The organism is Hymenobacter humi, assembly GCF_042665855.1.
In the GTDB taxonomy this organism is placed as follows: domain Bacteria; phylum Bacteroidota; class Bacteroidia; order Cytophagales; family Hymenobacteraceae; genus Hymenobacter; species Hymenobacter humi.
Genome location: NZ_JBHTEK010000001.1, coordinates 4,420,721 through 4,440,747, shown reverse-complemented (window position 1 = coordinate 4,440,747; position 20,027 = coordinate 4,420,721). Strand labels below are relative to the sequence as shown.

Below are 20,027 nucleotides of genomic sequence, written 5' to 3'. Positions count from 1 at the left end.
CGCTATGAACTGTGAACGCACCAAAGAGCAACTGGTTGACTACCTGAGCAGCCAGCTGTCGGCCTCGGAGCAAGTGACCCTGTCGGCCCACCTGGCCGAGTGCGCCAACTGCCGCGAAGAGCTGCAAGCCGTGGAGCGCGTGTGGCAAACGCTGGGCAAGGTGCCCGTGCCGGAGCCCAGCCCACACATCCGGCCCGATTTCTACGCCATGCTGGCCACGTTTAAGGAATCGGTGGACACCGCGCCCGACTATTCCCTCAAGGGCCTGTGGCAGCGGTGGCTGGCGCTGGAAATCCCGGTGCCGCTGCTGCGCCTGGTGTACAGCCTGTGCCTCATCGGCGTCGGCCTCATCGGCGGGTACTGGCTCAGTGGCCAGCGCACCCCCACCGCCACGGCCGACCAGCAGAAGGTTGCCGCCCTGGCCGCCCAGGTCGACGACATGCGGCAGGTGATGATGCTGGCCCTCATGGAAAACCCCTCGGCCACCGAGCGGCTGCGGGCCGTGGGCTACACCAAACAGCTCGACGGCCCCGACGCCCGGGTAGTAGAGGCCCTGCTGACCACCCTCAACCAAGACCCCAACGTGAACGTGCGCCTCGCTACCCTCGAGGCCCTGACCCCGCTGGCCCAGGACCCCACCGTGCGCCAAGGGCTGGTGCGGGCCCTCCGGCACCAGGACTCGCCGCTGGTGCAAACCGCTCTGGCCGATGCTATGGTGCAGCTACAGGAGCGCCGCTCGGTGAAGCCGCTGCGCGAGCTGCTGAAGCAGGAAAACCTCGACCAGTCGGTGAAAAGCAAAATCGAACAAACCATCCAAACCCTCTCAACCGGCCGGCCCGCCGAGCCCCAAACCCTTCCCCGCAATGACCAGACCTACACTTCGCCGCAGCCTGAGCGCGCTGCTACTCTTGCTGTCTAGCGCCAGCACCTGCTGGGCCCAAAGCAAAGAGGCCACCGAAAAAATCAGTAAAGAATTCACCCTCACGGCCGACGCCGCGCGCAGCACCTTCGCCCTGTACAACGTCTTCGGCTCGGTGAGGGTGGAAGGCCACGCCGGCAACAAAGTGGTGGTGGAAGCTACCAAAACCATCCGCTCCGACGACGCGGCCACCCTGGAGCAGGGCAAGAAAGAAGTGAAACTGGGCTTCACGCAGCGCGGCGACAGCGTGGTGGTGTACATGGCCGAGCCCTTCGACTCCCGCCCGCACAACGACAACCAGCGCTCCTGGAACCACCGGGACATTGAGTACCACTACGAGTTCGACTTTGTGGTGAAAGTGCCCTACGCCATGAACCTGCGCGTGTCGACGGTGAACAACGGCTCGATGGAAGTGAAGGACGTGACCGGCCCGCTGAACGTGGGCAACGTGAACGGCAGCATCAGCCTGCTCAACGTGAAAGGCACCACCCGGGCCCACACCGTGAACGGCAACGTCGACGCCACCTACGCCGCCAACCCGTCGGGCGCCTCGTCTTACCACACCATCAACGGCAAAATCCGGGTGAAGTACCCCGCCAATCTGGGCGCCGACCTGCACTTCAAGAGCATGCACGGCGAATTCTACACCGACTTCCCGAACGCGGAAATCCTGCCGGTAAAAGTCACCAAAAACCAGGAGGGCAAAGGCGGCGGCACCGTCTACAAGCTGTCGAAAGACACGGCCGTGCGCATCGGCAAAGGCGGGCCCGACTTCCGCTTCGAAACCCTCAACGGCGATGTGACAGTCTCCAAAATCTAGTTTATCCAACCCCTGCAATGAATACCTCCCTTCGACTATCCCTCGCGCAAGCCGCGAGCCGGATTTCCCTGGCCCTGCTTTTCCTCGGTTCGGCCCTGGTGAGCCAGGCGCAAGACGCCGCCAAAGAATCCAAAGAAACCCTCAACGTGGCCCTGAGCTCGCCGGGCAAGCCCGGCAGCCTGGAAGTGGGCCTCGTGAACGGCTTCATCCACGTGACCGGCTACAACGGTAAGGAAGTGGTGATTGACGCTACGTCCCGCCCCGGCAAAGCCAGCCGGCGCAGTGAAGCCACCCCTCCCGGCGGCATGAAGCGCCTCTCGTCGGTGAGCGGCTTGAACCTGACCGTGGAGGAAAAGAACAACCGCGTAGAGATTTCGACCGAATCCCACGCCCACCCCGTGGACCTTACCATCAAGGTGCCGCAGAACTTCTCGCTGCAAATCAGCACGGTGAACAACGGGGACATTACCGTTGACAATGTGAACGGGCAGTTGGAAATCCAGAATGTGAACGGCGGCATTCAGCTCACCAACGTGTCGGGCTCTGCCGTGGCTAATACCGTGAACGGCAACCTGATTGCCAATTTCAAAAACGTGACGGCGGGTGCGCCGATGGCCTTTTCCACAATGAATGGCAAGGTCGACGTGACATTTCCACGCAATGCCAAAGCGTCGCTGAAAATGAAATCGGAGCGCGGCGAAGTGTATAGCGACTTTGACGTGGCCGTGGATAAAACCGCCGCCAAAGTGACCCGCTCTTCTCAGGGCGGCCTCACCCGCCTCAGCACCGACGACTGGACCTATGGCAAGGTGAACGGCGGCGGCGCCGAAGTGATGATGAAAACCTTCAACGGCAACATCTACCTGCGGAAGGTGAAGTAGAAACCTGCCCGAGTAGAAGTCTGGCTCAAAAGCGGGCAAAAAGCACGTCATGCTGAGCGCAGTCGAAGCATCTCGCTCGGCGGCACCTCACCCCCGGCCCCTCTCCCCAGGAGAGGGGAGCCACGGCACAAGGCTTAGCTCAATTCTTTTAAATGAAAAGCCCCGGCTCAATTGAGTCGGGGCTTTTCATTTTTTCTATCAACCGTTAGGCTTTCCTCTCCTGGGGAGAGGGGCCGGGGGTGAAGTTCTCCAGCTGCGGCTCAACGATGCGAGCGAGATGCTTCGGCTGCGCTCAGCATGACGGTATTTTCTAGCCCAATACTGACCTTGCGAAAAAAATTGGGCCACCGTGTAACGAATGTCCCAAAGCCCGGTACTCCTTTCAATCCCAACCCAAAATACCACCCGTGACCACCACGAGTACGAGCGACGAAGAACTGATGGCCGCTGTGAAGGCCGACGACCTCGACCAGCTCGTGCCCTTGTTCGAGCGGTACCACGGGCCCCTGTTCAACTACCTCACCCGCCTCACCAACGACCGCGAAACCAGCGAAGACCTCACCCAGACCGTGTTCGAGCGCATCCTTAAATATCGCAGCAGCTACCAGCCCACCCAGCCCTTCAAGGCCTGGGTGTACCAGATGGCCCGCAACGTGCACGCGGACTACTGGCAGCGCCGCGAAAGCTGCGCGCCGCCGATGTGGACGTGGAAGAAGTGGAGCGCACAGGCGGCCTGCGCGGCGCGGCCTTCTCGCAAATGCGAGTGAGCACCTGCGCCGACGACCTGCACGAGGCGCTGGCGCTGCTGCCCACGCCGCAGCGCGAAATCCTGGTGCTCAACCGCTTCCAGGGCTTCGGCTACGAAGAAATCGGGCAGCTGCTGGGCTGTACCGCCGAAGCGGCCCGCGTGAAAGCCCACCGCGCCCTGCAGGCCCTGCGCAAAATATATTTCGCCAACTAAGCCATGAAAACGCCCGAAATTTCTGCCTGCCACGAGCTGGAAGCGCTGCTGCCGGCGTACGTGGAGCACAGCCTGCCCGCTGCCGAGGCCGACCGCGTGGCCGCCCACCTGGCTAGCTGCCCCAGCTGCCAGCGGCAGGTAGCCCAGCCTGCGCGCCCTCACCGACGACCTGGACGCGGCCCTGCCCGAAGTGCCCCGCACGGCCCTGCGCGCCAACTTTATGGCCATGCTGGAGGAGCAGAAGGCCCAACTGCAGCCCGCCGCTCCGGCGCCCGCCGCGCCCGCCCAGCCCGAGGCCAAAGTGGTGTCGATGTGGCCCACGGCCATTGCCAACAACTGGATGCGGGTGGCCGCCAGCATCGTCCTGATTGCCGCCGGCGTGTTCCTGGGCCGGCAGCTGCCCTGGGGTAGTCGCAGCACCGATGGCGTGGCAACCACCACTTCGGCCACCGATAAAAACACGCACTACGCCTTGGGCAATGCCCTAGCCGACAAAAACAACAATGTGTCGGCCAGCGACCGGATTCAGCTGGTGACCAATTCCAGCAAAGAGTCGGAGCCCGGCGACCCCACGGTGCAGGTGCTGCTCAATACCCTCAATTTCGACCCCAATCCTAACGTGCGCCTGGCCGCCTGCGAGGCCCTGTACCGGCTGCGCGACGACCCGCGGGTGCGCGAAGGCCTGGCCAATTCCCTCGCCATACAAACCGACCCCAACGTGCAGATTGCGCTGATAGACATGGTGGTATCGATGCGGGTGCGGCGGGCCGTGCCGCAGGCTCGAGCGCCTCTCCAAGCGCCCTGATGCCCTGCCCGTGGTGCGGGCCCAGGCCGAAGCCGGCATCGGCAAACTGATTTAGACTCTTCGATTTTCCACGCTTTTCTCACCTGTTTTCTGCAGCGGGGCGCCGGCTTCCGGCGCCCCGCCAGGACCTCACTTGCCTAATTTTTTTACTCATATGAATAAGCTCATCTTACTCGCTTTGGCGGGCATGCTGGCGGCCCAGACCGGGCACGCCCAGGAATACAAAACCAAGCTCGGCGGCAAAGACCGCAAAATCATCATCGACATGCAGGGCAGCGACGTGACGGTGGAAGGCATCGACGGCAACGAGCCTGGTGATAAAAGGCGACGGCTTCGAGGAGGCCCCCAAGCGGGCCGAGGGCCTGCGCCCCATCTACAACTCGGCCGTGGACAACACCAAAATCGGCTTGTCGGTGACGCAGCAGGACAACACCGTGCGCATTGCGCGGGCCTCGCGCAAAGACGCCAACTACGTCATTCGGGTGCCGCGCAACTCCACCGTGCAGTACAACCAAACCAACTGGAACGGTGGCGACGTGGCCGTGCGCGACGTGACCGGCGACCTGGAGCTGAACGTGAAGTCCGGCGACATCAAGCTCACCAACGTGACGGGCCCCGTGGTGGCCAACACCGTGAGCGGCGACATTCAGGTGCGCTTTGCGCCGCTGCGCCAGGGCCCCAGCTCCATTTCCACCGTGAGCGGCGACGTGGACATCAGCATGCCCACCAACACCAAGGCCACGATGAAGATGCGCTCGGTATCGGGCGAGGTCTACACCGACTTTGACCTGAGCCTGGGCAAAGGCCAGGACAACATGCGCCACGTGGGCGGCCAGGTGGTCGATGGCAGCATCAACGGCGGCGGCACCGTGCTGTCGCTCAAGACAGTAAGCGGCGATATTTTTGTCCGCAAAGTCAAGTAAATCAGCTCTGTAAAAGAGAATGTCTGCAAAAAGGAACGTCATGCTGAGCTGGCCGAAGCATCTCGCGTGTGGTAGTAATCAAGCCACTCAACGAAGCGGGCGAGATGCTTCGGCTGCGCTCAGCATGACGTTCTTTTTCAGCTCAACATCCCTTCAAGACCAGCCTTTCACCTTAATCTTTCTGCATCATGCGTCGCTTCCTTTTCTTCCTGTTGCTGGTTCTTGCCGCGAGCGGCGTCCAGTCGATTTCAGCCCAGAAAATCATTGAAAAAACCGCGAACCTGGCCAAGGGACAGCGGCTGTACCTCAACCTGCGCCAGGCCAGCAACATCCGCATCCGGAGCGGGGCCAGCGGCAAAATGACGCTACGGGCTACCGTGAGCATCAACCAAAATAAGCTCAACGACGCGCTGCTGCTTACCATGGAGCAGTCGGGCGAGGAGGTGAAATTTACCTCGGACTTTGACAAGGAAATGCTGCGCAACGCCCAGCCCGGCGACTGCCCCAGCGGCGGCTCCTATTACGGCGACACGTACATCACCCACGGCAAAGACGGCGGCGCGCGCGACCGCGACGGCAAGAACGTAAGCCAGGTGTGCGCCGACATCAACTACGAAATCACCGTGCCGGCCGACGCCGTGGTGCGCGTGAACACCATCAGCGGCAACATCGACATTGCGGGCCTCACCGGGGCCATTGAGGCCAAGTCCATCAGTGGGTTTGTGGACGTGGCCTGGCCGCCTACCAAAGGCGCGGAGCTGTCGCTCAAAACCATTACTGGCGAGGTGTATACCGACCAGGACATCGCCTTCAGCAACCACAAGGACAACCCCATCGTGGGCTACCAGTTGCACGGCACGCTCAAGGGCAGCGGCCCGCTCGTCAAGCTCGAGTCCATCAGCAACGACGTGTATTTCCGCAAGCGGAAGTAACCATTCCACAGGGCGGGAGTTTCCAGGCAAAATGGCGCCACACTGGCGGCCAGCAGATGCGTTGTTGCCTGTAGGTCAGTGGGTAAAGCTGAAATTGAGCTAAAATTATTTCGGGTTTATCCGGAAGCCTGGGCAACCGTGCGCGCCGTTTTGCATCTATATCACTCACACTTCTTTCTGCTATGTTCTGCACCTTTTCTCTGCGCGCTTTCTTTCTAATTATCGGGTTTCTTGGTCTGGTTTTGCCCAATGCCGTGGCCCAGGCGCCGGCTCCCGCCGCAGCCCCCACAGCCACGGCCGGGCCCAAGCGCCAACTGGGCGCCGTACGCATTACCGAGGCCATGAAAATCGACGGCGCGCTGGATGAGGCGGTATGGCAGAGCGCGCCCATTGCTTCCAATTTCGTTCAGCAGCGGCCCAACCCCGGGGTGCCCGAAAAGCTGGCCACCGAAGTGCGGGTGCTCTACGACGATGCCGCCATTTACGTGGGCGCCGTGATGCACGACATCTCGCAGGACTCTATATTAAAGGAGCTCACCGCGCGGGATTCCTTCGGCAATTCTGACTTGTTCAGCGTGTTTGTCGACACCTACCACGACCAGCTCAACGGCTACAATTTCACCGTTACGGCCTCGGGCGTGCAGCTCGACGCGCGCTACTCGCCGGCTGGGGGCGAAGACGGCAACTGGAACGCCGTGTGGGAAAGCCAGGCCACGCAGCGCGGTACCGACTGGGTGGCCGAAATGCGCATTCCGTATTCGGCCATTCGCTTCAGCGGGGCACCCGAGCAGCTCTGGGGCCTGAACTTTGCCCGCCAGCGCAAGCGCGAAAACCAGCAGTTTTTCTGGAATGAAGTGAAGCCCCAGGTCGACGGATTCGTGAACCAATGGGGCGAGCTCACGGGCCTGCGCGACCTCAAGCCGCCGCTGCGCCTCTCGCTCACGCCCTACGTGTCGGCCTACGTCAACCACAACCCGCTGAACGCCGAGGGCACCAAGCGCACCACCACGAGCTTCAACGGCGGAGCCGACATCAAGTGGGGCATCAACGAAAGCTTTACGCTGGACGCCACGCTCGTGCCCGACTTTGGGCAGGTGCAAAGCGACAACCAGGTGCTCAACCTCTCGCCGTTTGAGGTGCAGTTCAACGAAAACCGGCCCTTCTTCACCGAAGGCACCGAGCTGTTCAACAAGGGCAATCTATTTTACTCGCGCCGGGTAGGGGCCACCCCGGTGGGCTTCTACAACGTGGCCGCCGGACCCAACGAGCGGATTGTGCGCAACCCCGCCGAAACGCCGCTGCTGAACGCCACCAAGATATCGGGCCGCACCAGCAAGGGCCTGGGCATCGGCGTGTTCAACGCCCTGAGCAACGACGTGTACGCCACCATCCGCAACCAGGAAACGGGGCAGGAGCGCGAGGTGCTGACCCAGCCCTTTTCGAACTACAACATTGCGGTGCTCGACCAGAGCCTCAAGAACAACTCTTACGTTTCGCTCATCAACACCAACGTGACCCGCGCCGGCCGGACCTACGACGCCAACGTGACCGGCGGCCTGTTCCGCTTCGCCAACAAGAAGAATTCCTACGCCATGGACGGCCGCGTGGTGTACTCGCGCCGCCGGGGCACGGCCTTCGGCACCACCGAGCAAATCAACGACCAGGACGGCTACAAGTACCAGGTGGGGGTGAGCAAAATCAGCGGCAACTTCACCTGGAACCTCAACCATGGCATCGAGTCCGACACCTACAACCCCAACGACCTGGGCATCCTGTTCGGCAACAACAACATCTCGCAGGGGTTCGACGTGGGCTACAGCAAATACAAGCCCTTCTGGAAGGTCAACAACCTCTTCACCTACGCCGGACTGAGCCATAGCCTGCTGTACCGGCCCACCCTTTACCAAGGCGTCAGCTTTTATTCCGGGGCCAACACCACTTTCACCAAAAGCTTCCTGCAAGTCGGCTTCAACCTGAACGCCGATGCCGTGCAGCACGATTTTTGAGCCCCGCGTCTACCCGCTTGGCGAGTACTACGTGCGCATTCCGGCCAGCGTCAATTTCAGCGGCTTCTTCAACTCCGACGCGCGCAAGAAATGGGCCCTGAACGCCAACGCCGGCATCCGGCGCTACGCCGCCGACGAGCGGGTGCCCGGCCGGCCCAACCGCATGGGCTACGGCATTGGGTTTTACCCACGCTACCGCGTCAACGACCACCTCACGTTCCGCTACACCATGGACTGGGGCTACAAAGACAACCAAATCGGCTACGTCAACGGCGGCCTCGATGCCAGCCAGCCGCTCGACCAGCCGCTGCTGGGCACCATCCTGCTGGGCCGGCGCGACGTGGTGACGGTGTCCAACGTCGTATCAACGGCCTACACCTTCACCAACCGCATGTCGTTTACGCTGCGCCTGCGCCACTACATCAGCAACGTGCACTATGCCGATTTCACTACCCTCGGGCCCAACGGCGAAGAAAAGCCGGTAACCTACGAGCGCAACCGCGACAACACCTACAACGCCTTCAATGTCGACGCCGTGTACTCGTGGTGGTTTGCGCCAGGCTCCCAGGTGAGCGTGGTCTGGAAAAACGCTGGCTCAACTTATCTGCAAGCCGAGGAAGCCACGCCCCTGTACTTCGATAATTTCAACAACACCATCAACACGCCGCACAATAACTCAGTGTCGGTGAAGGTGCTGTATTACCTCGATTACCTCACAGTGCGCAAGAAATAGCCGCCAGGGCCTGGCCTGTTGAAGCCCAACAGAACGTCATGCCGAGCGCAGCCGAGGCATCTCGCGTGTGGTAGTAATCCAAACAATCGCCTGTCATGCTGAGGCACGAAGCATCTTCTCACGATTGAACGAATCGTTGAGCCATGAGAAGATGCTTCGTGCCTCAGCATGACAGACGATTGGATTTGTTGCGCAGTAGAGATGCTTCGCAGGCGGACGCCAGATGAGCATGACAGGCGATTGTTTGGCAAATTGTGCGAATAGAAGCGACCGTGAAAACAAATCTGGAAAAGCAGCTTTAGCCACTTGAGTTGTGCTCAACTTAGCTCAAGCCACCGCTTTTATTGTCCAGATTCCGGGAATTGTCCGTCCTTTGCGCGGCAACATTGCCTTTCCCACATGCCGGCAACCAGTGCCCTAGAACTTCGAACCGTGGCCGTAACGCGCTACGTGACGCCACTGCGCGAAGGCGGCTCCCTACCGGCCCTGGTAGAGGCCGACGACAACTTCCTCTACGTGCTCAAGTTCCGCGGAGCCGGGCAGGGCGTCAAGGCCCTTATTGCGGAGCTCATCGTTGGCGAGCTGGCCCGGGCGCTGGGCCTGCGCGTGCCGGAGCTGGTGTTTTGCGAGCTTGACGAAGCCTTCGGCCGCACCGAGCCCGATGAGGAAATCCAGGATTTGCTGCGCGCCAGCACCGGCCGCAACCTGGCCCTGCACTACCTCTCCGGCGCTATTACGTTCGATGCTTTGGTCACCACCGTGGAGCCCGAGTGGCGTCCCAGATAGTGTGGCTCGACTGCCTGACCCTGAACGTGGACCGCACCGCCCGCAACACCAACCTGCTGATGTGGCACAAGGAGCTCTGGCTCATCGACCACGGTGCCGCGCTCTACGTGCACCATGCCGGCCCCGACTGGGCCCAGCCGCGTCCCCGCCCGTTTCCGCAGGTGAAAGACCATGTGCTGCTGCCCCAGGCCAGCGAGCTGGCGGCGGTAGACGCCGCGAGCCGCGCCAAGCTCACCCCGAGCGCCTGCGCGCCATCGTGGCGCTGGTGCCCGACGAGTGGCTGGCCACCGAAGACGCCTCAGCCGAAGACCAGCGCGCCGCCTACGTCCGCTTCTTGCAAACCCGCTTGGCGGCATCAGAAACCTTTGTTCAGGAAGCCCAGGATGCCCGACAAGCACTTATTTGAGTACGCCGTGCTGCGCGTGGTGCCCCGCGTCGAGCGCGAAGAGTTTCTGAACGTCGGCGTTATCTTGTACTGCCGGTCGCTGGGCTTTCTGCAAACCCGGCACGAGCTGCCCGAGGCCAAGCTGCGCCTCATCGCGCCCGACCTCGACCTAACTGAGGTAGGCGCCCGCTTGCAGGCCTTCGAGCGCATCTGCCAGGGCCGCGCGGCCGGGGGCACCATCGGCCAGCTGTCCATTGCCGAGCGGTTTCGCTGGCTCACGGCCACGCGCAGCACCGTGGTGCAAACCTCGCCCGTGCACCCCGGCCTCTGCACCGACGCGGCCGAAACGCTGGCCCGGCTATTGGCTCAACTGGTGCAGTGAAGTGGGCGGAGCGAGGCAGTGGCCGCTTTTGGCTCAATTCAAAGCTGCATCATACCCGAACGCGGCTCCCGAAGAAGTTTGCCTTCCTTCAGGAGCCGCGTTTGTGTTTTACACGGCTGATGCTAACTGGATTTAGCTCAATTCATTTGGTTGGCGCGGGCTGGCTGGTGTTCCAGATGTCTTGGTGGAGTTTCCACTGGCCCTGCTGCTGCTTCCAGACCACCACGTATTTGCCCTGGTCCAGCTGCTGGTCGTGGGCGCCGAACAGGGTGTAGTTGCCCAGCTCAATGGCGGTGTCGGTCAGCTGCTCTACTTCGTTGGTGTGCAGCTTCACCCGCTTGATGCCCATTTCCATGGCGCCCTGCCAGAAGGCCTGAATACCGGCCTGCCCCTCAATGGGTTCCATGCCCGTGGGGAGCAGAACCCCGTTGCGCGTGTAGAGGCCGGCGATGCCCGCGGCGTCGCGCTGCTCAAAGTGGGCTTCAAATGCGGCGTTGTTGCGCTGGATTTCGTCGCTGATGCTGGTGGCTAACGTGGGCATGGGAGAGGCGTTAAAAGGTGGAATTGATTTTGGCAATGTAATGATATTTTATATCACAAAAAACCAATTTAATGAAGCACAGCCTCTGAATTCCAGCAGCTTTGGGCCGGCCATCGGCCATGTTTCCTCCAAAACCGCCCGGGCTAAAACCGAAAAACCCCGCCTGCTTGCGCAAACGGGGTTTAAAGTGGAGATGCAGGGATTCGAACCCTGGTCCAGACAAGGAAATCAACGTGCTTTCTACGTGCGTATCCAGACTTGAATTTTCATGGAATTTCAGGCGTCAGTCAGGCCCTTGAAATTCCCCTAGCTGCAGTGGAGTTTCGCCCCCGAGTCACAGCTCCTCGAAGACTATTTTCTACTTACGACGCTCCGAACTCCCAGGTGTAGAAACTTACCCGGGCGGAACGATGACATTACCTAATTCTAAACTAGGCAGCCATGGCGTACGAATAGTCGCCGGTTGTTTTTTGATAGATTTTTTTACAGAAGAGCTTCCATCACCTTCTGGCACGCTTACCCGCAATTTGCGCAAGCTGTCAATTCCGGTCATCCCCAAATGGTAAAGAACGAGTCCCGCAGTGGCCTCTACAGCCCCAGCGGGCCGCGAAGGTACGCGTTGAAATAGAAACGCCGGGGCAGGAGGGAAGGTTTCGTAAGGTTCAGCTGCTTTAAGCAAGCAGCTGAACCTTACGTTGAGCCAAAATCCCGTCATGTCGAGCGCAGCCGAGACATCTCGCGTGTGGTAGTAACTCAATCGGCTCAACGAAGCGAGCGAGATGTCTCGGCTGCGCTCGACATGACGTTTTTATTCGCGCTCGATATGACGTTCTGGTTATCAGAGCCGCCGCCTGACGGCCCGGCTTTCCTGCCGGAAACCGCTTCCAAAGCCGCCCTTTTTTGGGTAACTTTGTAGACAGAACTTATGGATAATTTCGTCGTTTCGGCCCGCAAGTACCGTCCTTCCACGTTTCGCAGCGTGGTGGGGCAGCAGCACGTCACCACCACGCTGCAGAATGCCATTCAGAGCCAGCACCTGGCCCAGGCGTTCCTGTTTTGCGGCCCGCGCGGGGTGGGCAAAACTACCTGCGCCCGCATTCTGGCCAAGACGATAAACTGCACCAACCTCTCAGCAGATACCGAGGCGTGCGGCACCTGCGCGTCGTGCGTGGCTTTCCAGGAAAACGCCTCGTTCAACGTGCACGAGCTCGACGCGGCCTCGAACAACTCGGTGGAGGACATTCGCTCGCTGGTGGAGCAGGTGCGCTACGCCCCGCAGGCCGGCAAGTACAAAATCTACATCATCGACGAGGTGCACATGCTCTCGAACGCGGCCTTCAACGCCTTTCTTAAGACGCTGGAAGAGCCGCCGAGCTACGCCATTTTCATCCTCGCCACCACCGAGCGGCACAAGATTATCCCCACCATTCTGTCGCGCTGCCAGATTTTCGACTTCAGCCGCATCAAGGTAGAGGACATGCGCGGGCACCTGCGCTACGTGGCCACCCAGGAAGGCATCACGGCCGAAGACGATGCCCTGCACCTGCTGGCCCAGAAGGCCGATGGTGGCCTGCGCGACGCCCTGTCGATGTTTGACCAGATGGTCACCTTCGGCGGCAACAACCTGACATATAAAGAGGTGGTGCAAAACCTGCACATCCTCGACTACGACTATTACTTCCGGCTGATTGACAGCCTGCTCACCGAGAACCTCTCGGCCGCGCTGCTGCTGCTCGATGAGGTGATGCAGAACGGCTTCGACCTGCACAACTTCGTGGTGGGCACCGCCGAGCACCTGCGCGGCCTGCTCGTGTGCAAAGACTCCGTAACCGTGCAGCTGCTGGAAGTGTCCGACGGCATCAAGCAGAAGTACGTGCAGCAGGCCCAGGCCGCGCCGCTGGCCTTCCTGCTTTCTGCCCTGAACCTCATCAGCCAGTGCGACCGGGAATTCAAGCAAGCCAAAAACCAGCGCCTGCACGTGGAGCTGGCCCTCATGAAGCTGGCCTACCTGAACGGAGCCGTGCAGTTCGTTCGCGAGCTAAGTCCTGCCGGAAACGGCGAGGCTAAAAAAACTAGTAGCCTAAGTGGCTCAACTCAGGCGCCCAACCCCGCGCCAGTTCAAAGCAGTAACGCTAATGGCCAGGCTCAGTATGCGCCCGTAGCTACGCCAGCGGCCATCACGCCAGCCGCTCGCCCCGCGGCTGCGGCAGCCGAAGAATTGCCGGAATTTGAGGCGTTGCCGGCCGGCCGGGTCGCGCCTCCGGCCGACGGCCCCGAGCCGCTGCCCGTGGAAAGCGGCGTTGATGAGCTGCACGACACGCCCAGCATTGAGCCGGACCCGACTGCCGCCATCACCGAGCGCCACCAGATGCGCGATACGCTGCCGCACGTCGAAATCGGCGTGCCCAGCTTCGAGGGCATAGAGCCAACCCCGCGCCCCACGCCCGCCGCGGCCTTCGCCAAAATCCCCAGCCTGGCCAGTAAGATGCCCAGCCTGAAGGACCTGAGCACCAAGCTGGCCGCCGGCCCGGCCGCGGCCTCCGCGGTGGCCGAGCCCCAGTTTACCAGCGGCCCGGTGGCCCCCATCGACCCCGCCCTGCTGCAACGGGTGTGGAAAGAGCTGGCCGAAGAGCGCCGCGCCCAGGACCGCATGAGCGAATACTGGGTGCTGAACCGCCCCGTGACGGCCAACGCCGAGCACAACATTGAGCTGAGCGTGGATAACCCCATTCAAGTGGACCAGTTCAACGAAATGCGGGTGGAGTTTCTGGCGGAGCTGCGCCGCCGCACGGGTCACCCCCGGCTCACGGTGCAGCCCGTGGTAACCGCCGCTGCGCCCACGGCCCGCAAGCTCTACACTACCTCCGACAAGTTTGAGTACCTGGCCGAGCGGTTTCCCGCCTTGCGCGAGGCGAAGCAGCGGCTGGGCCTGGAAGCCGACTACTAGGGTAGGGGACAAGCAGAAAGCTAGAGCGGATTCAAAATCCGTGTCCTCGATTGGCCTCACCCCGGCCCCTCTCCGAGGGAGAGGGGAGCCAGTCGTCCGCTTCGTTGAACGCACCTCTCTCCTAGGAGAGGGCCGGGAGTGAGGCGTCATCGGTCCACCGACTACAGTTCGGCTGTAATCATCTGTAATGCAGAACAGAGCATATTCACTGCGAGCGAGAACCCTCTAATCGTCTGTCATGCTGAGCGCAACGAAGCATCTTCTCACCGATGAACGAGTCGTTGAGCCGTGAGAAGATGCTTCGCAGGCTCAGCATGACAGGTGGTAGGGGATGGAGGCATAGTAAATTAGATTCCTAAGAAGCTTTGGATTGCGGCCATTTCAACCGGCCCAGTTTTAACCGCAAACGTTTGGGGAAGCATCCTGAGGTTGATAGAACGGGACGGTTGGGGGCCGGGCAAACTGGCAAGTTAGCTGAAAAATTCGTTTTTTATTCCCCTATCAGCCAGCTACCTTTGTTTTTGAATCCTTTCGGCTACCCTTCCGCGCCCTTCGTGAAAAACAACTTTTTGCTGCTGTTTCCGGCCCTGGCGGTGCTAGGTCTTGCCACACAGTGCCAATCGAGCAAGCCCGCGGCTACCGCTGCGGTCGCGACTGTTGCCCCCGCTGCGCCAGCAGCCCTGAAGGAATACCGCTACGAAACGGTGCCGGGCGACCCGCTGCAAGTGCGTATCTATAAGCTGGATAACGGACTGACGGTTTACCTCTCGGATTACAAAGACGCGCCGCGCATCCAGACCTACGTGGCCGTGCGCGCCGGCTCCAAGAACGACCCCGCCACCGCCACCGGCCTGGCGCACTACCTCGAGCACATGGTGTTCAAGGGCACCTCGAAGCTGGGCACCCAAGATTGGGCTAAGGAAAAAGTTGAGCTGGATAAAATCGAGGGTCTTTATGAAGTGTACCGCGGCCAGCGCAACGACCCCGCCGCCCGCAAGCGCACGTACCATCAGATTGACTCCATCTCGGGGGTAGCGGCTAAGTACGCCGTGCCGAACGAGTACGACAAAGTAATGGGTGCCATTGGGGCCGCTGGCTCGAATGCCCACACGTCGAGCGAGGAAACGGTTTACCAGGAAGACATTCCCAGCAACCAGCTGGAAAAGTGGACCGCCATCCAAGCCGAGCGCCTGCAGGAGCTGGTGCCGCGCCTTTTTCACACCGAGCCTGGAAGCGGTATACGAGGAGAAGAATCGGGGCTTGGACAGCGATTTCCGCAAGCAGTACGAGGCGCTGAACGCTGCCCTCTACCCCACGCACCCCTACGGCACGCAGACGACCATCGGCACGATTGAGCACCTGCAGAACCCGTCCATCACGGAGATTAAGAAGTATTTCGGCCAGTACTACGTGCCGAACAACGTGGCCCTGTGTTTGAGCGGCGACCTGGACTACGACGCCACCATCCGGCTTATCGACAAATACTTCGGCACCTTGCCAACCAAGCCGGTTCCTGCGTTCAATGCGCCGGTAGAAAAGCCGCTGAGCGCGCCGCTGGTGCGCGAAGTGGTGGGCCCACAGGCCGAAAACGTGATGCTGGGCTTCCGCCTGCCGGGCAAAGCGACCCGCGACGGCGTCCGCCTGCGGATGCTGGATAAAATCCTGACCAACGGCCAGGCCGGCTTGATTGACCTCGACCTGAACCAGCAGCAGAAGGTGCTGCAGGCTACGTCGTTCACGGACCTCAACACGGACTATTCTACCCACGTCATCTACGGCAATCCGCGTCAGGGCCAGAAGCTGGACGAGGTGAAGAGCCTGCTGCTGGCCGAGCTGGCCAAGGTGAAAGCCGGCAACTTCCCCGATTGGCTGATTCCGGCCATCATCAACAACGACAAGCTGGAGCGCACCAAGAGCTACGAAAGCAACGAGGCCCGCGCCAGTGCCATGTACGAGGCGTTTATTCAGCGGGTCGACTGGAAAGACTACCTGCAGCAGCAGGAGACGTTTGCCTCCATCACGAAGGAGGAAATCGTAAAATTCGCCAACGATAATTACGGCGAAAATTACGTGACGGTGTACAAGCGCACCGGCACCGACCCCAACAAGGTGAAGGTGGTGAAGCCGGCCATCACGCCGGTACCCGCCAACCGCGACGCGGCTTCTACTTACTACAAGCAGATTACCGCCATGCAGGCTCGGCGCTGGAGCCGGTGTTTGTTGACTATAAGAAGGACATTCAGCAGACGGCCATCAAGCCCGGCCTGCCGCTGTTTTATACCCGGAACGCCGAAAACGGCTTGTTCAACCTGTACTACATCCTGGATGTGGGCACCAACAACGACCCGCGCTGGGGCCTGGCCACCGATTACCTGCAGTACCTCGGGGCCGGTAAGTACACGGCGGCGCAGCTGCAGCAGGAGTTCTACAAATTGGGCTGCTCGTTTAGCGTAAACAGCGGCACCGACCGGATTTTTGTGACCCTGAACGGCCTCGATACCAACCTGGAGCCCGCGCTGAAGCTGTTTGAACAGCTGCTGAACGCGCCCAAGCCCGATGCCGCGGCCCTGAAAAACATGGTGGCCGGCACGCTCAAAGCCCGTCAGGACGCCAAGCTCAACAAGGGCGTAATTCTGAACGCCGCCATGGTGAACTACGTGAAGTACGGCCCCAAAAACCCCTTCACGAACGTTCTCAGCGAGAAAGAGCTGAAGGCCGTGAAGCCCGAGCAACTCACGGCGCTGATTAAGAAACTGCCTACCCTGGAGCACCGCGTGCTGTACTACGGTCCGCGCCCCCAGGAAGGCACCGCCGCCCTGCTGAAAGCAGAGCACCGCACCCCCGCTAAACTAGCGCCCGCGCCCGCGGCCAAAGACTTTGCCGAGCAGCCCCTGAAGGACAAAAAGGTCTACTGGGTTGACTACAACATGGTGCAGGCCGAAATCATCTTCCTGACCAAGGGCGACGTGTACAACAAGGGAATGGTGCCCACGGTGGCGCTCTACAACGAGTATTTCGGCGGCGGCATGGGCAGCATCGTCTTCCAGGATTTGCGAGAGAGCAAGGCCCTGGCTTACTCGGCCTCGTCGCGCTACGCCAACGCCGACAAGGTGGGCCGCTCCAACTACAACATGAGCTACATCGGCACGCAGAGCGACAAGCTGCCCGAGGCCATGGCCGGCATGGAAGCCCTGCTCACCGACATGCCCGTGGCCGAGGCCAACCTGGAAATCGCCAAGAACTCCATTCGCAACAGCATCAGTACCGAACGCATTACCAAGGGCAACGTACTGTTGAGCTACGAGCGCGCCCGTCGCCTCGGTCTCGACTACGACTTGCGCCGCGACGTGTATACCGGCACGCAGAACATGACCTTCGATGAATTGAAGAAGTTTCAACAGGCCAAGATCAAAGGACAAAACCAGGTGATTCTGGTTATTGGCTCGAAAGACCGGCTCAATTTCAAGGAGTTGGCCAAGTACGGGGCGGTGCAGCAGCTCACGCTGAAGGAAATCTTCGGGTATTAACCGCTACCGCCCACCGGGGGCCCTCACCCCCTAGCCCCCTGCCCCCACCGGGCGGGGGGACTGGTTTCTAGCCTGGCTGGAACGGTCCTACGGTTAGAAATCAACACGAAAGCCTGGCTCTCCCGATGCACGGGAGCAGGGCTGGGGCTGAGGTTTCCCCGCCTGAACGATTAAAAAAACGAACACGCCTAACACAAGACACCACATGGCAGAGCAAAAAATCACCATCAAAAACGGCAAGCTAAACGTTCCGGACAAACCCACCATTCCCTTCATCGAAGGCGACGGTACCGGCCCGGACATCTGGCGTGCTTCCAAGCTTGTGTTCGACGCCGCGGTCGAGAAGGCTTATGGGGGTAAAAAGCAGCTCGTGTGGAAGGAAGTGCTGGCCGGTGAGAAGGCTTACAAGCAGACCGGCAACTGGCTGCCCAACGAAACCCTCGACGCGTTCCGCGAATACCTGGTGGGCATCAAAGGCCCGCTGACCACGCCCGTGGGCGGCGGCATCCGTTCGCTGAACGTGGCCCTGCGCCAGGAACTGGACCTCTACGCCTGCGTGCGCCCCGTGCGCTACTACGAGGGCGTGCCCTCGCCGGTGCGCCACCCCGAGCTGACCGACATGGTCATCTTCCGCGAAAACACCGAGGACATCTACGCCGGCATCGAATACATGAACGGCACGCCCCAGGCCCAGAAAATGCTGGAATTCCTGCAGGACGAGATGGGCGTGAAGAAAATTCGCTTTCCCGAGTCGTCCTCGTTCGGCATCAAGCCGGTATCGAAGGAAGGCACCGAGCGCCTCGTGCGCGCGGCCATCAACTACGCGCTGCTGCACAAGAAGCCATCGGTGACCATCGTGCACAAGGGCAACATTATGAAGTTCACCGAGGGTGCCTTCAAGACCTGGGGCTACGAGCTGGCCGAGAAGGAATTCGGCAGCAAGGTGTTTACCTGGGCGCAGTACGATAAAATCGTGGCCAAGCAGGGCGTGGCGGTGGCCGATGCCCTGCAGAAGCAGGCGCAGGAGCAGGGTAAGCTTATCATCAAGGACAGCATTGCCGATGCTTTCCTGCAGCAGATTCTGTTGCGCCCCGCCGAGTACTCGGTAGTGGCCACCCTGAACCTGAACGGCGACTACATCTCCGACGCCCTGGCGGCCATCGTGGGCGGCATCGGCATCGCGCCGGGTGCCAACATCAACTACGTAACCGGCCACGCCATCTTCGAAGCGACCCACGGCACCGCGCCCAAGTACGCCAACCAGGACAAGGTGAACCCCGGTTCGGTAATCCTCTCCGGCGTGATGATGCTCGAGCACCTGGGCTGGAAAGAAGCCGCGGCCCTCATCAACAAAGGCCTCGAAGCCGCCATCGCCAGCAAGCGTGTGACCTACGACTTCGAACGCCAGATGGAAGGCGCCACCCTCTTGAAAACGAGCGAATTCGCCCAGGAGATTGTGAACAATATGTAGTAGCTTGGCTGCTGCCTAAGCAACAATAGAAACCCCCGCGTCGGCTTTGGCTGGCGCGGGGGTTTTAATTTTTTGAAGATGAATGAGAAGCAAGCTTTACAGGATGTTGAAAATGTATTAAGAGATTTTATATCTGCAACTCTTGAAAAGAAACATGGGCTAGGGTGTGTGGACAATTAGAGCAACCAGACGAGAGTAGCGGCGCAATGCGCGAAAGCGAGAAAGGAGGCGCCCGTTTTTTCATAGCGCGTGGCCAGGCGTCGGTACTGCTTGAGGCGGTTGAAGAAGCGCTCGACTTTGTTGCGGTCAGCGTAGAGGTTGCGGTCCAGCACCCGCGCCACGCGCCGGCTGCGCTTGCTGGGCACGACGAGGGCCGCGCCGGTTTGGGCGCAGCCGGCCACGAGGGCATCGGTGTCGTAGGCCTTGTCGGCCAGCACGGCCCCCACCGCCAATCCGGCCAGCAAGTCCGCGGCCACGGTGCAATCGGCCTGCTGTCCAGGCGTCAACCGCAAGCGCAGCGGGTTGCCCAGCGCGTCTACGACGACGTGGAGCTTGCTGGTGAACCCGCCGCGCGAACGGCCCAGCGCTTCGGCTAGGGCACTGCTTTTTTGCCCCGCGGCGTGCTGGTGGGCCCGCACGCTGGTGGAATCGAGCATGGCCCAGTCCAGGTCCGGGTCTTGTACGGCCTCGAATACGCGTTGCCAGACGCCTTTCTGCGCCCAGCGGCGGAAGCGGCGGTACGTGGAGTTCCACGGCCCGAACCGCTCGGGCAAATCGCGCCACGGCGCGCCGCTGCGGGCAATCCAGAGCACGGCGTTTAAAAACAAGCGGTTGTCTGCCGCCGAGCGGCCGGCATCGCCGGCTTTGCCCGGCAACAGGGGCGCTAATCGCGCCCAATCGGCATCTTTGAGTTCATAGCGTCGCACCACCCAAAGGTCGGCGATTGTCCACACACCCTAGAATGGCATATTCAATGTGGCTTATCAGAGGACAGGATTAATAAGTGGA

16 protein-coding genes, 1 other RNA gene and 3 pseudogenes are annotated in these 20,027 nt (G+C 60.8%); 17 read left to right on the top strand and 3 right to left on the bottom strand.

All coding sequences use genetic code 11. The features are described from left to right. Positions 1-4 precede the first annotated feature (4 nt). The 12 genes and pseudogenes from ACFQT0_RS25140 (at position 5) to ACFQT0_RS25085 (ending at position 10,533) form a co-directional block, all read left to right on the top strand. Complete coding sequence (locus tag ACFQT0_RS25140; protein ID WP_380205738.1) at positions 5-919, top strand: HEAT repeat domain-containing protein; 915 nt, start codon at positions 5-7, stop codon at positions 917-919. Continuing rightward, entirely contained in the window at positions 909-1,739 is an 831-nt protein-coding gene (locus tag ACFQT0_RS25135; RefSeq protein WP_380205737.1) for a DUF4097 family beta strand repeat-containing protein, read from the top strand. Before ACFQT0_RS25140 ends, ACFQT0_RS25135 begins: the two co-directional genes overlap by 11 nt. 17 nt (positions 1,740-1,756) lie before the next feature. After that, complete coding sequence (locus tag ACFQT0_RS25130; RefSeq protein ID WP_380205736.1) at positions 1,757-2,620, top strand: DUF4097 family beta strand repeat-containing protein; 864 nt, start codon at positions 1,757-1,759, stop codon at positions 2,618-2,620. A gap of 407 nt (positions 2,621-3,027) precedes the next feature. Further along, positions 3,028-3,387 carry an RNA polymerase sigma factor gene (locus tag ACFQT0_RS25125; protein ID WP_380205735.1) on the top strand — a complete coding sequence of 120 codons (360 nt, stop codon included), beginning with the start codon at positions 3,028-3,030 and terminating at the stop codon, positions 3,385-3,387. Then, the gene (locus ACFQT0_RS25120) at positions 3,378-3,581 is read left to right on the top strand and encodes an RNA polymerase sigma factor (protein WP_380205734.1); all 204 of its coding nucleotides are present in this window, start codon (positions 3,378-3,380) and stop codon (positions 3,579-3,581) included. The genes ACFQT0_RS25125 and ACFQT0_RS25120 overlap by 10 nt, the downstream gene beginning before the upstream one ends. Before the next feature lie 3 nt (positions 3,582-3,584). Next, positions 3,585-3,701 (top strand): annotated as a pseudogene (locus tag ACFQT0_RS25115) (zf-HC2 domain-containing protein); the annotation flags it as partial. A 70-nt stretch (positions 3,702-3,771) separates the two neighbouring features. Continuing rightward, positions 3,772-4,386 (top strand): HEAT repeat domain-containing protein, encoded by a 615-nt coding sequence (locus ACFQT0_RS25110; protein WP_380206188.1) that lies wholly within the window; start codon positions 3,772-3,774, stop codon positions 4,384-4,386. Positions 4,387-4,700: 314 nt separating this feature from the next. Next, the gene (locus ACFQT0_RS25105) at positions 4,701-5,309 is read left to right on the top strand and encodes a DUF4097 family beta strand repeat-containing protein (protein WP_380205733.1); all 609 of its coding nucleotides are present in this window, start codon (positions 4,701-4,703) and stop codon (positions 5,307-5,309) included. A gap of 188 nt (positions 5,310-5,497) precedes the next feature. Beyond that, positions 5,498-6,241 carry a hypothetical protein gene (locus ACFQT0_RS25100; RefSeq protein ID WP_380205732.1) on the top strand — a complete coding sequence of 248 codons (744 nt, stop codon included), beginning with the start codon at positions 5,498-5,500 and terminating at the stop codon, positions 6,239-6,241. 182 nt (positions 6,242-6,423) lie between these two features. Next, positions 6,424-8,980 (top strand): annotated as a pseudogene (locus tag ACFQT0_RS25095) (DUF5916 domain-containing protein). 399 nt (positions 8,981-9,379) lie between these two features. Then, positions 9,380-10,172: pseudogene (locus tag ACFQT0_RS25090) on the top strand (HipA family kinase). Continuing rightward, entirely contained in the window at positions 10,150-10,533 is a 384-nt protein-coding gene (locus ACFQT0_RS25085; RefSeq protein ID WP_380205731.1) for a DUF3037 domain-containing protein, read from the top strand. The pseudogene ACFQT0_RS25090 and the gene ACFQT0_RS25085 overlap by 23 nt, the downstream one beginning before the upstream one ends. 142 nt (positions 10,534-10,675) lie before the next feature. Here ACFQT0_RS25085 and ACFQT0_RS25080 read toward each other — a convergent pair whose 3' ends face one another. Further along, a complete protein-coding gene (locus ACFQT0_RS25080; RefSeq protein WP_380205730.1) occupies positions 10,676-11,074 on the bottom strand; it encodes a YybH family protein in 399 nt (132 codons plus the stop codon). A 185-nt stretch (positions 11,075-11,259) separates the two neighbouring features. Further along, positions 11,260-11,631: a transfer-messenger RNA gene (ssrA, locus tag ACFQT0_RS25075) on the bottom strand. A gap of 368 nt (positions 11,632-11,999) precedes the next feature. On the opposite strand from ssrA, the gene ACFQT0_RS25070 reads away from it, so the two are divergent. The 5 genes from ACFQT0_RS25070 (at position 12,000) to icd (ending at position 19,019) form a co-directional block, all read left to right on the top strand. Next, positions 12,000-14,021: a DNA polymerase III subunit gamma/tau gene (locus ACFQT0_RS25070; protein ID WP_380205729.1), complete on the top strand. Its 2,022-nt coding sequence runs from the start codon at positions 12,000-12,002 to the stop codon at positions 14,019-14,021. A gap of 554 nt (positions 14,022-14,575) precedes the next feature. Further along, positions 14,576-15,376, top strand: a complete 801-nt coding sequence (locus ACFQT0_RS25065) for a M16 family metallopeptidase (RefSeq protein WP_380205728.1) — start codon at positions 14,576-14,578, stop codon at positions 15,374-15,376. Continuing rightward, entirely contained in the window at positions 15,282-16,475 is a 1,194-nt protein-coding gene (locus ACFQT0_RS25060; RefSeq protein WP_380205727.1) for a M16 family metallopeptidase, read from the top strand. Before ACFQT0_RS25065 ends, ACFQT0_RS25060 begins: the two co-directional genes overlap by 95 nt. Before the next feature lie 122 nt (positions 16,476-16,597). After that, the gene (locus ACFQT0_RS25055) at positions 16,598-17,548 is read left to right on the top strand and encodes a M16 family metallopeptidase (RefSeq protein WP_380206131.1); all 951 of its coding nucleotides are present in this window, start codon (positions 16,598-16,600) and stop codon (positions 17,546-17,548) included. A 205-nt stretch (positions 17,549-17,753) separates the two neighbouring features. Beyond that, on the top strand, positions 17,754-19,019 hold the full coding sequence (gene icd, locus ACFQT0_RS25050; protein ID WP_380205726.1) for an NADP-dependent isocitrate dehydrogenase: 1,266 nt from the start codon (positions 17,754-17,756) through the stop codon (positions 19,017-19,019). A 176-nt stretch (positions 19,020-19,195) separates the two neighbouring features. On the opposite strand, the gene ACFQT0_RS25045 is transcribed toward icd, so the two are convergent. Beyond that, the gene (locus ACFQT0_RS25045; protein ID WP_380200245.1) at positions 19,196-19,945 is read right to left on the bottom strand and encodes an IS5 family transposase; all 750 of its coding nucleotides are present in this window, start codon (positions 19,943-19,945) and stop codon (positions 19,196-19,198) included. Between the last annotated feature and the right edge of the window lie 82 nt (positions 19,946-20,027).

Excerpts from the sequence above, each read along its gene's own strand:
- ACFQT0_RS25140 (WP_380205738.1), top strand. The coding sequence starts at position 5 with ATGAACTGTGAACGCACCAAAGAGCAACTGGTTGACTACCTGAGCAGC.
- ACFQT0_RS25055 (WP_380206131.1), top strand. The coding sequence starts at position 16,598 with ATGGTGGCCGGCACGCTCAAAGCCCGTCAGGACGCCAAGCTCAACAAG.
- ACFQT0_RS25100 (WP_380205732.1), top strand. The coding sequence starts at position 5,498 with ATGCGTCGCTTCCTTTTCTTCCTGTTGCTGGTTCTTGCCGCGAGCGGC.
- ACFQT0_RS25120 (WP_380205734.1), top strand. The coding sequence starts at position 3,378 with ATGCGAGTGAGCACCTGCGCCGACGACCTGCACGAGGCGCTGGCGCTG.
- ACFQT0_RS25130 (WP_380205736.1), top strand. The coding sequence starts at position 1,757 with ATGAATACCTCCCTTCGACTATCCCTCGCGCAAGCCGCGAGCCGGATT.
- icd (WP_380205726.1), top strand. The coding sequence starts at position 17,754 with ATGGCAGAGCAAAAAATCACCATCAAAAACGGCAAGCTAAACGTTCCG.
- ACFQT0_RS25085 (WP_380205731.1), top strand. The coding sequence starts at position 10,150 with ATGCCCGACAAGCACTTATTTGAGTACGCCGTGCTGCGCGTGGTGCCC.
- ACFQT0_RS25080 (WP_380205730.1), bottom strand. The coding sequence starts at position 11,074 with ATGCCCACGTTAGCCACCAGCATCAGCGACGAAATCCAGCGCAACAAC.
- ACFQT0_RS25070 (WP_380205729.1), top strand. The coding sequence starts at position 12,000 with ATGGATAATTTCGTCGTTTCGGCCCGCAAGTACCGTCCTTCCACGTTT.